Genomic DNA, 13,276 nt, shown 5'->3' on the forward strand with positions numbered 1-13,276 from the left:
GCTTACTCCGCCAGACGCTCGGCGACCCGCAGCACGGAGCTGCGCGACCGGGTGTTTTCCGACACTTCATGATCAGAAGGCTTGAGAGCCTTGCCGACCGACTTCAATTTGCGACCGCCAGCCAGCTGGGCCTCGGTCAACGGAATGCCGTAGGGTACTTCCGGCCCCTTCTCGTGCTTGCGAATAAAATGCTTCACCAAGCGGTCTTCCAGCGAATGGAAGCTGATCACCGACAGACGACCGTGAGGAGCCAGCACCTCCAGCGCACCGTTGAGCGCAGTTTCGATCTCGTCCAGTTCACTGTTGATGTAGATCCGGATAGCCTGGAAACTGCGGGTCGCCGCATGCTTGCCCTTCTCCTTGCTCGGATTGACCCGGGCAATCATCTCGGCCAGCTGGCGGGTACGCACGTAAGGCTCGGTAACCCGGTCGTGCACGATGGCGCGGGCAATCTTCTTGGCAAAACGCTCCTCACCGAAGGTCTTCAATACCCAGGCGATATCGTCCACATCGGCCTTGGCCAGCCACTCGGCGGCGCTCTGACCGGAAGTGGGGTCCATCCGCATATCAAGCGGACCGTCTTTCATAAAGCTGAAGCCACGCTCGGCGTCATCCAGCTGGGGAGATGAAACCCCCAGATCGAGCAGAAAACCATCCACCTTGCCCAGCAAACCGCGCTCGCTCAGATAGCTGGTGATACCGGAGAAGGGGCCATGCACAATCTCGAAACGCGGATCCTGGATCTTGGCGGCCTCGGCGATCGCCTGCGGATCGCGATCGATGGCGATCAAACGGCCGTTAGGGCCAAGGTGTTGCAGGATCAGACGAGAATGACCACCACGGCCAAAAGTGCCGTCGACATAGACACCGTCCGGCTTGATGGCCAGACCTTCGACGGCTTCGTGCAGCAGCACTGTGATGTGTTCAGCGGCTTGGGTCATTTATAAAGAGAAATCCTGTAGTCGTGGTGAGCTTGCCCAATCGTCCCCGGGCAGACCCAAGATGTCGTCATTGACCTGTTGCTGCCAGCGGGCTTCATCCCACAGCTCAAATTTGTTGAGCTGGCCCACCAGCATGATCTTCTTGTCCAGCCCCGCATGGTTGCGCAGTGGCTGGCTGAGCAGCAGACGGCCATTGCCATCCAGCTCGCATTCGGTCGCATGCCCGAGCAACAGCCGCTGCAAACGGCGTTCGGCGGGATTCATGCTGGAAAGGGTCTTGAGCTTGCGCTCAACCTCTTCCCACTCGTTCAGGGGGTAAAGCAGCAGACAGGGGTGAGCAATATCGATGGTGCAGACCAGCTGGCCGTCGCTTTCATCGCGCAGCCAGTCACGAAACTTGGTCGGAATCGCCAGTCGCCCTTTGCTGTCCAGGCTGATGGCATGAGCGCCACGCAACAAATTTCTGTCCCTGAAGGTGAGTAAACGGGCGAATCGCCCCTTTTAAAACCACTTTGATCCACTTTTCCCCACCTTGAAGTTTAAGGACGTGGAAGGGGCTTTTCAAGCAAGGAGATCGGCCAGAGGGAACATATTGACGCAGCATTTGCGGGTTAAGGATTGAGTGGGTTGATTTTCAACGAGTTATTTGTGGCGACAGAAAATACGATTAATAAAAAAGCTGTGGGTGAGCAGTTACTATCTGGGAGAGATGATGAAACGGAACAGCACAACGGCGCAGAGCAAAATACTGACGCAGATCACCGGATAGATGATATAGCCATCTTTGGAACGGCGGGCACGCAAAGAGACCAGATGACAAAGCAGCAGGTTGTAAATTATCAGCAGCGTAGTCAGCAGGATATTGACGGCAAAGGTCAGCTCGTGGGCAAACGCGATGTAAAGCCCCATGAGAATAAAATTGGCGAGGATCAGATATAGCAAAAACTTCTGGATTGCTTTACCTGCATTTGGGCTCTTTTTTACTCGTGTTATCATGCTTGCCACGTCCTGGATTACACATGATCAGACGACCCTAAATTCAGAAAACTGTTGAGATACATGATGTTTTTATTATTGTGCGATCCTTGTTCAACAAATTCACAATGACCAGGTTCATTTTCTTTTTACTAAGCGCGATGTTAATAACATCCACATCTTGTCACGCTTATAACAATTATCAATGGCAAACCGGCTTCCCTCCCCCGATACGTGGAGAGGGAGTCGAGCTGGTTAGTCAACAGCAAGCCTTTCTGCTTGCTCAGCGCCCCTATCTGCAACAACGTCTTGCCGAAACCCAACCCATCATCCGCTGGATCTCGGAACAGGTGCAGGAACGCAAACTTCCGCCCCTGCTGGCTTTTGTCCCTTTGCTGGAAAGCAGCTACCGCCTTGATGTTGTCTCTGCCGCTGGCGCAGCAGGCCCCTGGCAACTCATGCCCGATACGGCCAGGCGCTTTGCCGTGCCGATCAATAGTTCATTCGATGGCCGTTATTCACTGCCATTGGCAACCGACGCAGCTCTGACTTACCTTGGCTGGCTCTCTCGTTTCTTTGGCGGGGACTGGCTGCTGGCCCTGGCCGCTTACAATGCAGGAGAGGGACGAGTGCTGAATGCGGTATTGAAAGCTGGCACCCGCAATATTTGGGCTCTGGATCTGCCGGAGGAAACACGAGTTTACGTTGCCCGCTTTATTGCCCTTGCCAGGGTACTCGACATGGCAAGTACCCACCATTTCCAGTTGCCGCCATGGCAGAGCGGCAACGACCTGAAGGTTTTTCGCAATCCGGAAGGCTGTTCGCTACCTGCCTGGGCTCAGGCCAAAGGTGTATCCATGAATGACGCCAGCCGCTGGAATCCGGCATGGCAGCTCCCGGTACCGGCAGGAATAACCAATTGCCCAATTGTTTACAGCAAAGCAAAAGCCCCGGTCACGACACCACAGCGGGGCAGCGGCAAGCTCATCTTCAAAGCCGTTTCACTGGAGAGCCTGCATGACCCGCTGCTGCTGAAGACAGCCAGAGGTCTTGATATGAGCCGTGGTGAGCTCAGGCTGGAACGTCAGCCAGATCCTCTTGGGATGACTCTGAAGCGGCCGTTGATTGCGGTACCCTGAAGCTGTGCCGCCAATGGCTCAATACCGGCGCAAGGTCAATTTGCTCCGGATGTGACCAGCGCGCCCCATAAAAACAGAGGTGCTGGCCAATGGGACGGCGATGGGTGATGCGGCATGTCAGTGTAATGCGTGGCAACAGAGAAAGGGTTACTGTCTCGGGCAAAATGAATCGGGCAGGAGCAAGAAAGCCCACCCCACCCGGCCCGATATCCTTGATGACGGCCCGGCCAATGCTCTTGTCAAACAGCAAACCGGATATCAGCAGGCGAGCTGCAATGCCACAACTCTGCGATTCGAAGGGTGTAGCACCATCATGGAGATACCAGCGAGGCACCTTTCTTCTCGGATCATTGTGTGCGGTATGGAACAGAAACTCTATTTCAGGGGCGTCCATTAACTGTCTTTTCCTTGGCTTGAGTGGCTGCTGCTTTGGTCTCGGCACTGAACAGCTGCTCCAGATTCTGTTCCGCTCTGGTCGTCATAATCAGCAACTCGATACGACGGTTCCGACTACCCTGCGGATTTTCGCTATCTTCCAGCATGGTGTCAGACATAGCCACTACCTGGGCAATACGCTCTGGCGGCATTCCCCCAGCCAGCAGCACCCGTCTCGCCATCATGGCACGATCCGATGAAAGCTCCCAGTTGCTGTAATTTTCACCCGCGAAAGGGGTGCTGTCGGTATGACCCGATATCATGACCCGGTTTTCCACCCGCTGAAAAATCGGGGCAAGCGCCATCAGCATATGACGAAAGAAGGGGCTAATACGGGCACTACCGCGGCTATACATTTCGCGATCGGCATCATCACGGATCAGGATGCGCAAACCTTGCGGCACAATCTGAATCTCCAGATTGTTCTTCGCCTGCATTTGCTCCGCAAGATTACCGATAAATCCGGCAAGCTGCTTCATCTGATGCTCACCTTCCAGCTTGCCGACCAGTAGCTGCTCGTATCCACCACCGGGCCCCTCAGAAAAGATGCTCTGATTGCGATCCATATGTCTGGGGGTCAGCTGCCCCTTCTGATCAAACTTGGGATTGAGCTCATCGATGACCGAAGGATTGCCGCCCAGATCGACCGGATAGGGGCTATTGCGAATATCAAACGGGTTGGCCTCGTTATCCATGATGCTGTAATCGCGCAAGCGGCTGGCTACCATCTCCCGCTCCTCCTGGTTGGAGACAGCTAGGATCCAGAGCACCATGAAAAACGCCATCATGGCCAGAGTAAAGTCGGCAAATGCCACTTTCCACGCCCCTCCGCTTTTGGGGGAGCTGTTACGCCTCTGCTGGCGCTTGACGATGATCTGTTCGTGGTTGCGCATTACATCGCCCTGTTGGTCACCCAGTCTTCCAGTTCCAGGAAGCTGGGTTTGACATCAGGTTCGAGAATTTTCCGGCCGGAATCGACCGCCAGCAGAGGCGTCTTGCCACGTAGCTGGGCAATCAGAATGGATTTGATGCACATCAGCAGACCGACACGGCGTTTGACCATCTCTTCCATGGCGTTGCTGATGGGTTCGAGCAGACAGTAGCAGAGGAAAATACCGATAAAGGTACCCACCAGCGCCGCCGCTACATGCACGCCGATATTGCTCAGAGGACCATCGAGTTGCTGCATGGTGATAATGATCCCCATAACAGCCGCCAAAATACCGAAGCCGGGGCAGGCCTCGCCGGTTTTGTGAAGTGCATGGGCAGGCTTGAGCATATCCTCCTCAATCGCCATGATCTCCTGCTCCAGGATGGTATCGAGCTCATGAGGAGTGATCTTGCCCATCCCCAGCAGACGAAGGTTGTCGATGATAAAACCGAGCAACTGGGGATCTTCCGAAATTTGCGGATACATCAAGAACACCGAGCTTTGCTGGGGGTTTTCAATGTGCTCGTCCAGCGCTTTCATCCCCTTGTTGCGCGTCTCCTCCAGCAGTTGGTGCATCAGCGTCAGCAACTCGCGATAGACCTCGCGCTCTTCCTTGTTGGGCTTGAAGCACATCTTCAATTGCGCCCACATCTCGTGCATCACCTCTTTCGAGTTGCCAAGAAACATGGAGCCAGCAGCAGCACCCACAATAATGATCAGCTCGGCTGGCTGCCATAAAGCCGCAAGGTTGCCACCTGCCATCATGAAGCCACCCAGCACGCATATTAATATGACGCCGATGCCAATCTGTTTTTGCATGAATGCTCCCGAATTCTACAACCACCCCCACGAATCATGGGGCACTACTATATGGAGTCGACCAATCGCTGCTTGAGCTGAAGTACACATTGCTTGTGCAATTGGCAAACCCGCGACTCGGTCAGCCCCAGCACCAGCGCAATCTCTTTCATATTCAGCTCCTGCTGATAGTAGAGAGAGAGCAGCAGCTGTTCCCGCTTGTCGAGGAGAGTCAGCGCCTTGCTGATGGTCATGGCCATATCGACATCATCTGATTCGGTTGCTGGCGCCCTTCCACCATTTTCCAGCCACTCTTCAAGGCTCTGCAAAGCCTCAGCCTGACTGGCATATGCCAGCTGGCGTACCTCTTCGATGGTGCAGTTCAACGCAGCGGCAAGCTCTTGCTCGGTTGGCGCCCGGCCCAACCGGTTATGCAGATCTCGCTGGACTTGATTGTGGCTATGTACCTGCTGGCGCAGTTGACGAGGCCGCCAGTCGAGCCGACGCAATTCATCGAGCATGGCGCCCCGGATCCGCTTGAAGGCATAGCTCTCAAACTGGACATCCGGTTCGCTACCGTAACGACGCCAGGCCTCCAGCAACCCCATCATGCCGACCTGCTCCATATCCTCCTGATCAAAACAGGCGGAAACCTGGCTGCGCAGGTGGCTGGCGGCTCGCTTAACCAGCGGCAGATAGTGGGTCAGAATGGCCTGCTCGCCGGTACGGGGCGGAGAGGAGGCGAACTCATGAGGGGCATCCCAGTCGACATCGATCATATCTGTCTTATTGCACCAGAACCTTGGTGATCAACACTTCGTCGAGGTAGGTCTTGTAACCGTAACTTTGCAAGGTGGTGACCAGTTTGGCGAGCAGGGAACCCTGCAAAGAGGTGATATTCTGCAGCTCTTTTTTCACGTCATCGTGGGTACGGTGACTGAAATACTGCACCATGGCGTTCCGAATGAGTGGTGTCAGCTCGTTCAGCGTGTTCAGATGCGCCTTGTTGTGAGTCACCAGAGCCAGCTCAAGTACCAGATAGTGAGACTCAACCCCACCATCGAGACTGATGACGAAGCGCTCCATCGGCTTGAACAACGGGGTGGCACTCAACTCTGGCTTGGGCTCTTCAAGGCCCAGCCAGACAGCAATGGTATCGCGCTTGAGATAGGCGCCATAGGCAAGCACAAGCAACAGGCAAAGAGCCATGACAACCAACATCAACCACTTCATGATACGGCGCATCATTTTGATTTCACTCTCGATTTAGCCGGTTTCGGTCACACCAGGGTGTTGAGCCATGCACGCTCATCCTGCCCGGCAGTTTCAAATTCATCTTGCCATTGACGATGGCCCGCCAGGATTTTCTCCTGTTGCCACTTTCCTTGCGCATCGCCTTGTCCACCGCCCTGCCCGACGTTGACTTCAACTCCACCGGCATGGTGAGGAGCCAAACTCATGCGCAACCGCTCCATCGACTGGATCAGCGCGTCCCGAACGGCCGGGTTGGTCACATTGAGTTGAACATTGAGCCGGTCCCCCTCGACCCGAACAGTCAGTTCGAGTCGACCCAGCTCGGGAGGGTCCAGGCGAATATGAGCCTGCTTGATCTGCTGGTTCACCTGCAGCTCGACCTTGTCCTTGAGCACATCGACCAGCTGCTGCCCCCACTGCACCTGGGGCTCGGCCAGTTTGACCGGAGCCCACTGATACTCGGCAACTTTCGGTGCGGGCGCTGATATCTGATTGCTCACAATACCTTTGAGGTCAGGAACACCGGACTCCCGTTCCCCTGCGCGCTCAACACCCAGCAGGCTCTGCAAGCTGGCTATCGTCTTCTCGCGTATGGCTGCGTCATCACTGCGCGTCGAGGGACGAACCAGCATAAAACTGGAAAAATCAGTAGCTGCGCGATCGACTCGCTCCTTATTATTGCCAGAGACAGGTGTCTCCATGACAGGCTGACTCTTGTCCGTTTCCGGCTGCTTGTACGCAGATAGAGCCCGCAGGGCGGCAGAGACAGAGGGTGTGTCACCCTGCACATCCTCGCCAGCCTCTACATTGCCAGCAGTGGCAGCAGCCACGTTGGAAGAGACGATTGCAGCTCTCGTGCCGACTTCATGCAAAAGGAATGGGGGAGGCATATTACTGAATGCGTCCAGCCGAGCCGCAGCATTATCAGCGACCTCATCCGGTTCATCCTGTTCTACTTCTTCCTTTACTTCTTCGGTCGCAGGAGCAAGAGCGCCCTCTTCCATCAATAGGTCAAGGGGCGGAAATAATCCCCCCTGCTCCTCCGGCTGACGAGCAAGACGGGTAAAACCGCTCTGTTCTGGCATCGCCAATGCCTCGGGACCGGAAAACTGAATCATGCCCACTCCTGCACCTCTCCGTATGCTTGCAAACCTTCTCTCTTCCGTGACAGCTCATGCCATTCGCGCTCACGCAAGGTCACCTCTTGCCGGCACAACTGTTGTGCCTCCTGATGCCAGCTGCGAACCTGCGCTCGCGCAGCAGACAATGAGGCCCACAGCTCAGGCTCTTTGGCCATGAGCTCGGCAAATCTGGCCAGCTTGCTATCGGATAAACGAACGGCATCCCACTGACCGGCATGAGCCTGCTGCAAAATCAGGCGGCCCAGGCCAAGCAGTTGACGCTGGCGTTTATCCAGCTCGGCTGGAAGGTGGGTGGACCCAATCAGTGGCATGCTATTGCTCCCAAAGAAAACAGCTCAGCCAACTAGCAAGGAGCAGGCCATATATGGAACTCGGGTATTTCGGAGCGCACAGGCGGTTTTCGCCTGCATGAGAGGAAGAGGGACTTCCGCCTTAGCGCGGATGACGCGCCATCGCTTCCCAGCCCTCTTTCAGCTCCAGCAGGATGCGGCGCACTTCGGTAAAACCGGCAATATCGTTGGAGACGCTGATCTCGAACAGACGCTGACCACAGTAGTCATAGAGACGATGCAGATTGCTGGCGAGTTCACCTCCCTTCTCCATGTCGAGTGCGCTGTCCAGCCCCCCCAGTATCTGCAGACACTTGCTGATTGCCTGTCCTTTGCGTTCAAACTGGCGGGCTTGAATATGCCCCTCTGCTCTGGCCATTTCGTCGAGCAGGCCATCCATCAGCATCAACACCAGCTGATGTGGATCCGCACTCGCAGCCTTGGCCTGAGTTGCCGCAAACTGGTAGGCATCATAGCCATCTTGATGTTCAAACATGTAAAACTCGCTTGCTCTGGATGAGGCAGCCAAATAGCAAGACCCCTTACAGGTTGCCCATGGTCTGCATCATCTGATTCATGGTGGTAAATTGGTTGAGGTAGCGCTTATACGCGGAATTCATACGGCGATCCAGCGCTTCCATTCGCTCATTCACCCGCTTTTCACTGGCTTCCAAGCCACTCTTGCGACCTTTGAGTGCGCCATCACGTTTGGTATAGGGATCCAGAGAATCGCTCATTCGCTTGAGCAGACCGTCATCCCCCATCAATGCCTTGCCCAGCAGCTCGGGATCCTTCTCCAGCGCCTTGTTGAAGTCAGTCTCGTTGAAGGAGAGCTTGCCAGTTTTGTCAGTCTTTATGCCAAGACTGCTCAGACTAAGACCGTTGGGCAGATCGCGCACACTGTTGGCAAGCGCGCTCTTGAGGCTGCGGACACCGCTATCGGAAGAGAGTGCCCCAGGAGCCTTGGGGTCACTTGACGTCATCTTGGCAAGCTCATCGACCAGCTCGTTATAGCTGTCTACAAACTTCTTGAGAGAACCTGTAACTGCCTCTTTATCCTGTTCGACAGTCACCTGCAGAGGCGCATCACCACTTTTCTGGGCTTTGGTGAGCTGAAGGGTCAGACCATCGACCACATTTTCAATCTTGTTGCTGGCAGAGGTGATGGTTAACGGGTTATTTCCGCCCATCTGCAACTCGGCATCCTGAGCTTTGGTGATCTCGCTCTGCTTGGCAACCGCAGTTCCCAAGGAAGAGCTCGCATCACCGCTGTACTTCACAGTGATGGCATTCTCTTTACCACTATCCTTGCTGGTCAACACCATATTGACCTTGCCGTCGGTCCGAACCAGTGTGGCTTTAACACCGGGATTGTCCTTGGCGTTGTTGATATGGGAAACCAGATCTTTCATGGTTGCACCCGCAGGCAAACTGGCCAGATCGATATCTACACTCTTGTCTTTGACCGTCAGAGAGAAGACGCCATCTGCAGGCAGAGGAGTGGTTTCGCTATCTAGGCTCAGGCCAACCTGATGAGATTGAGCGAGTTGCTTAACGAAGAAGTTGTATTGACCGGAGCTGGCTTTGCCATTGCTCGTCACCGTCATGATCCCTTCCTGAGACATGACCGCCTTTTGGGCTTGCAGGTTGGATGCCTTGTTCAGATCCTTGAGCATGGTCTGAAAACTCGACAGCTTGGTCGTGAGCGTGCTGATTGCACTCTGTTGCCCCTTGATGCTGTCCATCTGCTTTTTCAGCAACTTGTCCATATTCTGGCGCTCGATAGCTACCAGTTGCATTGCCATGCTGGCCGGATCTATTTGCATCATTACACCCTTATTCTGTGGCATGCCCGTTGGAAAATACCCACTCAGTGCTTTCCAACCGACACGTTATGGCAAGAGGAAGGCCGCTCTCTCGAGAGCGGCCCGCATTCAGTTAACGCAGCAGGGAAGTGACCATGCCGGTCATCTGGTTGGAGTTGGACAGCACGGACATGCCAGCCTGCATCAGCATCTGGTTCTTGGTCATGTTGGTGCTCTCCTGGGCAAAGTCGGCATCCATGATGCGACCGTTCGCCATGTCGGTGTTCTCTTTCATGTTGGAGAGGTTGTTGACGGTGTGTTCCAGACGGTTGATGTTGGCACCGAAAGCAGAGCGAGCTTCGCCGATCCCCTTGGAGAAGGTATCCAGCTCGGTCATGGCTGCTGTGGCCTTGCCCTGGTCACCGATACCCGCGGCAACGGCAGTACCTTTGGTACCTTTGTCATCTGCTATAACGCCTTGCAACGCAGTGGCCAGTACGCCATCGTCCTTGAGCTCCAGCTTTTCGCCAGATGTACCACCAATCTGGAATGTTACCGCCTTCTGGAAACCGGAGTCCTTGGCCAGCAGCTTCTGACCACCAAAAGTGGTGTTGTTGGTGATGTTGTCCAGCTCGGAACGCAACTCAGTAAATTCAGCATCCATCGCCTTGCGATCTTCAGCGGTGCTGGTTCCGTTCGCAGACTGAGTAGCCAGATCCTTCATGCGCTGAACGATGTTGCTCATCTCGTCCATGGCACCTTCAGCAGTCTGCATCATGGAGATAGCATCCTGAGAGTTGCGCATACCAACTTTCTGACCGCTGGCTTGGGACTGCAGGCGGGTAGCCATTTGCAGGCCGGCTGCATCATCGGCAGCGGAGTTGATTCGCAGACCGGTGCCCAGACGCTGCATGGCGGTACCCAACATCTTGTTGGTCGAGTTCAGCTGATTCTGAGTAGTCAGAGAAGCGAAATTGGTGTGAATAGACAAACCCATAACATGATCCTCATTTAAAGCTGCGCTCGCAGCAAATAACCGTACATAAGTAAGAAGCGACAACAGTGAGCTGAGACTTGAATGAGGAAATGGAAATTAGAGTGAGAGAGGCAAAACTGAGGAAAATAAGGGCTGGAAGAAGAGGAGAAATAAAAGGCACTCACCCTAAAAAGCAGGATGAGTGCCACACAGAATTAACGCAGCAGAGACGTTACCATGCCGGTCATCTGGTTGGAGTTGGACAACACGGACATGCCAGCCTGCATCAGCATCTGGTTCTTGGTCATGTTGGTGCTCTCCTGGGCAAAGTCGGCATCCATGATGCGACCATTCGCCATATCGGTGTTCTCTTTCATGTTGGAGAGGTTGTTGACGGTATGCTCCAGACGGTTGATGTTGGCACCGAAGGCAGAACGAGATTCACCGATCTTCTGGGAGAAGGTATCAAGCTCTGCCATAGAGGCAGTGGCCTTGCCCTGGTCACCGATACCTACTTTCACTGCTGCACCATCGGTGCCTTTGCCTGTTCCAACAACTTCTTTCAGTGCAGTAGCCAGTGTACCGGTGCTCTTCAGCTCCAGTTTCTCGGCAGAAGTACCACCAATCTGGAAAGTCACATCCCCTTGGAAACCGGTGCCAGACTTGAGCAGGCTCTGACCACCAAAAGTGGTGTTGTTGGTGATGTTGTCCAGCTCGGAACGCAGCTCGGTAAACTCGGCATCCATCGCCTTGCGATCTTCAGCGGTGCTGGTACCGTTCGCAGACTGGGTAGCCAGATCCTTCATGCGCTGAACGATGTTGCTCATCTCGTCCATAGCGCCTTCAGCAGTCTGCATCATGGATATGGCATCCTGAGAGTTGCGCATACCAACTTTCTGACCGCTGGATTGGGACTGCAGGCGGGTAGCCATTTGCAGACCAGCAGCATCGTCGGCGGCGGAGTTGATACGCAGGCCGGTGCCCAGACGCTGCATGGCGGTACCCAGCATCTTGTTGGTGGTATTGAGCTGACTTTGAGTAGTCAGGGAAGCAAAGTTGGTATGAATAGACAAGCCCATGATGTAATCCTCGATATGACGCTGCGGCGCAGCATGGTTAGGTTGACATCAGATATAGACGACAACTTTTTGCCGGAAATTTAGGGCTCTGTTTAGATTGGCCCCTTGAAGATCCAGACACTTCGCCCCTCTTAACTTAAGAGGTAGTCTTGGAGCTATGTTCAGTACTAGTCACAACGAGAAGATGGTCGAAGTGTTAACAGGGGCCGAGCGCCGTCGACGCCGGACTCCACAAGAAAAGATCGCCATCGTGCAGCAGACCTTTGAGCCCGGGATGACCGTCTCTCATGTTGCTCGCTTGCACGACGTCAACGCAAACCAGCTTTTCAAATGGCGTAAGCAATTCCAAGAAGGGTCTCTCACGGCGATCACCGCCGGTGAGGATGTTGTTCCTGCTTCCGAGTTGGCTGCTGCCATCAAGCAGATCCGAGAGCTTCAGCGTCTGCTCGGGAAGAAGACCATGGAGAACGAGATCCTCAAAGAAGCCGTGGAGTATGGTCGAGCAAAAAAATGGATTGCGCATGCGCCCTTGTTGCCGGGGGACGACGATTAAGTGCTGTGAGCCAGGCTCTTAATGTATCGCGTGCGCAGCTATCCGTTCGTGTTCATCGAAAACCGGGTTGGCAAGATGGTCGTCATCATCGCCAGCGTGATGATGCAGCCTTACTTGGCCGTATCATGGAGGCGATGGCAGAGCTTCCCTCCTATGGCTATCGCCGGGTCTGGGCGCTGTTACGGCGTCAGTCTGAGGCAACAGAACAACCTGTGGTAAACGCTAAGCGGGTATATCGCGTCATGCGCGAACATGGCTTGCTGCTGGAAAGAAAACCAGCTGCACCATTGGCCCAGCAGGCACATAAGGGGCGTGTTGCCGTCAAGGAGAGCAATCGACGGTGGTGCTCAGATGGCTTCGAGTTTCGCTGCGATAACGGTGAAAAACTACGTGTCACGTTCGCCATGGATTGCTGCGATAGGGAAGCGTTGGACTGGGCGGCCAGTACTGGGGGTTACGATAGTGACACTGTGCAAGATGTCATGCTGAGGTCTGTCGAACATCGCTTTGGGGATTCGTTGCCGGCATCACCGGTGGAGTGGCTGACTGATAATGGCTCGGCGTATCGAGCCCATGAGACCCGCGCGTTTGCACGAGAAATCGGGTTGGAGCCCAGAACGACAGCAGTGAGAAGCCCACAGAGTAACGGTATAGCGGAGAGCTTCGTGAAGACGATGAAGCGAGACTATATCGAGATGATGCCAAAACCGGATAGCCGAACAGCGGTAGGCAATTTGGCTATCGCGTTTGAGCATTATAACGAGCACCACCCGCACAGCGCCTTGGGATACCGTTCACCACGGGAATTTCTGCGCAGTCGGGTATCACAACCCTAAGCGGGAAAAAGTGTCTGGACCTATGGGGTCAAATCCACTGTTCTTATATTTTTTTCAGGTTGCTCGCGAATTCAACTTCGAAG

At 54.6% G+C, this 13,276-nt stretch carries 15 protein-coding genes; 3 read left to right on the forward strand and 12 right to left on the reverse strand.

Annotated features, from left to right (window positions below):
• Positions 1 to 2 precede the first annotated feature (2 nt).
• A complete protein-coding gene (gene rsmH, locus AACR93_RS18315) occupies positions 3 to 941 on the reverse strand; it encodes a 16S rRNA (cytosine(1402)-N(4))-methyltransferase RsmH (protein ID WP_033115393.1) in 939 nt (312 codons plus the stop codon).
• Entirely contained in the window at positions 942 to 1,400 is a 459-nt protein-coding gene (gene mraZ / locus AACR93_RS18320) for a division/cell wall cluster transcriptional repressor MraZ (protein ID WP_033115394.1), read from the reverse strand.
• 168 nt (positions 1,401 to 1,568) lie between these two features.
• On the opposite strand from mraZ, the gene AACR93_RS18325 reads away from it, so the two are divergent.
• Positions 1,569 to 1,880 carry a hypothetical protein gene (locus tag AACR93_RS18325; RefSeq protein WP_156153007.1) on the forward strand — a complete coding sequence of 104 codons (312 nt, stop codon included), beginning with the start codon at positions 1,569 to 1,571 and terminating at the stop codon, positions 1,878 to 1,880.
• Positions 1,881 to 2,044: 164 nt separating this feature from the next.
• Entirely contained in the window at positions 2,045 to 3,055 is a 1,011-nt protein-coding gene (locus tag AACR93_RS18330) for a lytic transglycosylase domain-containing protein (RefSeq protein ID WP_231556975.1), read from the forward strand.
• 380 nt (positions 3,056 to 3,435) lie between these two features.
• Here the strand turns inward: AACR93_RS18330 and lafU are convergent, their stop codons facing one another.
• The 10 genes from lafU to lafA (AACR93_RS18380) form a co-directional block, all read right to left on the reverse strand.
• Complete coding sequence (lafU, locus tag AACR93_RS18335; protein WP_041210689.1) at positions 3,436 to 4,383, reverse strand: lateral flagellar motor protein LafU; 948 nt, start codon at positions 4,381 to 4,383, stop codon at positions 3,436 to 3,438.
• Positions 4,383 to 5,240, reverse strand: coding sequence for a lateral flagellar motor stator protein LafT (lafT, locus tag AACR93_RS18340; RefSeq protein WP_033115397.1), 858 nt, complete (start codon positions 5,238 to 5,240; stop codon positions 4,383 to 4,385). Before lafT ends, lafU begins: the two co-directional genes overlap by 1 nt.
• Before the next feature lie 47 nt (positions 5,241 to 5,287).
• Entirely contained in the window at positions 5,288 to 5,998 is a 711-nt protein-coding gene (gene lafS, locus AACR93_RS18345) for a lateral flagellar system RNA polymerase sigma factor LafS (RefSeq protein ID WP_043851609.1), read from the reverse strand.
• A 7-nt stretch (positions 5,999 to 6,005) separates the two neighbouring features.
• On the reverse strand, positions 6,006 to 6,464 hold the full coding sequence (gene lafF, locus AACR93_RS18350; RefSeq protein WP_043851619.1) for a lateral flagellar basal body-associated protein LafF: 459 nt from the start codon (positions 6,462 to 6,464) through the stop codon (positions 6,006 to 6,008).
• A gap of 35 nt (positions 6,465 to 6,499) precedes the next feature.
• The gene (locus AACR93_RS18355; RefSeq protein WP_269429856.1) at positions 6,500 to 7,591 is read right to left on the reverse strand and encodes a flagellar hook-length control protein FliK; all 1,092 of its coding nucleotides are present in this window, start codon (positions 7,589 to 7,591) and stop codon (positions 6,500 to 6,502) included.
• Positions 7,588 to 7,926, reverse strand: a complete 339-nt coding sequence (locus tag AACR93_RS18360) for a hypothetical protein (RefSeq protein ID WP_033115400.1) — start codon at positions 7,924 to 7,926, stop codon at positions 7,588 to 7,590. Before AACR93_RS18360 ends, AACR93_RS18355 begins: the two co-directional genes overlap by 4 nt.
• Positions 7,927 to 8,047: 121 nt before the next feature.
• Positions 8,048 to 8,440: a lateral flagellar export chaperone LafC gene (lafC, locus tag AACR93_RS18365; RefSeq protein ID WP_043851611.1), complete on the reverse strand. Its 393-nt coding sequence runs from the start codon at positions 8,438 to 8,440 to the stop codon at positions 8,048 to 8,050.
• A 46-nt stretch (positions 8,441 to 8,486) separates the two neighbouring features.
• Positions 8,487 to 9,770 (reverse strand): lateral flagellar capping protein LafB, encoded by a 1,284-nt coding sequence (gene lafB / locus AACR93_RS18370; RefSeq protein ID WP_043851612.1) that lies wholly within the window; start codon positions 9,768 to 9,770, stop codon positions 8,487 to 8,489.
• A gap of 112 nt (positions 9,771 to 9,882) precedes the next feature.
• Complete coding sequence (lafA, locus tag AACR93_RS18375) at positions 9,883 to 10,746, reverse strand: lateral flagellin LafA (RefSeq protein ID WP_043851613.1); 864 nt, start codon at positions 10,744 to 10,746, stop codon at positions 9,883 to 9,885.
• Positions 10,747 to 10,940: 194 nt separating this feature from the next.
• The gene (lafA, locus tag AACR93_RS18380; RefSeq protein ID WP_043851614.1) at positions 10,941 to 11,804 is read right to left on the reverse strand and encodes a lateral flagellin LafA; all 864 of its coding nucleotides are present in this window, start codon (positions 11,802 to 11,804) and stop codon (positions 10,941 to 10,943) included.
• A 184-nt stretch (positions 11,805 to 11,988) separates the two neighbouring features.
• Here lafA (AACR93_RS18380) and AACR93_RS18385 point away from each other — a divergent pair.
• Positions 11,989 to 13,193 (forward strand): IS3 family transposase gene (locus AACR93_RS18385; RefSeq protein ID WP_102948393.1). Its coding sequence is split into 2 segments (ribosomal slippage): positions 11,989 to 12,307 and positions 12,307 to 13,193, totalling 1,206 coding nucleotides; the frame shifts between segments, so codons are not numbered across the junction.
• The last annotated feature ends 83 nt before the right edge of the window (positions 13,194 to 13,276 follow it).

It is taken from the genome of Aeromonas sp. L_1B5_3 (assembly GCF_963866575.1).
In the GTDB taxonomy this organism is placed as follows: Bacteria; Pseudomonadota; Gammaproteobacteria; order Enterobacterales; family Aeromonadaceae; genus Aeromonas; species Aeromonas jandaei.

Excerpts from the sequence above, each read along its gene's own strand:
- rsmH (WP_033115393.1), bottom strand. The coding sequence starts at position 941 with ATGACCCAAGCCGCTGAACACATCACAGTGCTGCTGCACGAAGCCGTC.
- AACR93_RS18330 (WP_231556975.1), top strand. The coding sequence starts at position 2,045 with ATGACCAGGTTCATTTTCTTTTTACTAAGCGCGATGTTAATAACATCC.
- lafU (WP_041210689.1), bottom strand. The coding sequence starts at position 4,383 with ATGCGCAACCACGAACAGATCATCGTCAAGCGCCAGCAGAGGCGTAAC.
- lafT (WP_033115397.1), bottom strand. The coding sequence starts at position 5,240 with ATGCAAAAACAGATTGGCATCGGCGTCATATTAATATGCGTGCTGGGT.
- lafS (WP_043851609.1), bottom strand. The coding sequence starts at position 5,998 with ATGATCGATGTCGACTGGGATGCCCCTCATGAGTTCGCCTCCTCTCCG.
- lafF (WP_043851619.1), bottom strand. The coding sequence starts at position 6,464 with ATGCGCCGTATCATGAAGTGGTTGATGTTGGTTGTCATGGCTCTTTGC.
- AACR93_RS18355 (WP_269429856.1), bottom strand. The coding sequence starts at position 7,591 with ATGATTCAGTTTTCCGGTCCCGAGGCATTGGCGATGCCAGAACAGAGC.
- AACR93_RS18360 (WP_033115400.1), bottom strand. The coding sequence starts at position 7,926 with ATGCCACTGATTGGGTCCACCCACCTTCCAGCCGAGCTGGATAAACGC.
- lafC (WP_043851611.1), bottom strand. The coding sequence starts at position 8,440 with ATGTTTGAACATCAAGATGGCTATGATGCCTACCAGTTTGCGGCAACT.
- lafB (WP_043851612.1), bottom strand. The coding sequence starts at position 9,770 with ATGCAAATAGATCCGGCCAGCATGGCAATGCAACTGGTAGCTATCGAG.
- lafA (WP_043851613.1), bottom strand. The coding sequence starts at position 10,746 with ATGGGTTTGTCTATTCACACCAATTTCGCTTCTCTGACTACTCAGAAT.
- lafA (WP_043851614.1), bottom strand. The coding sequence starts at position 11,804 with ATGGGCTTGTCTATTCATACCAACTTTGCTTCCCTGACTACTCAAAGT.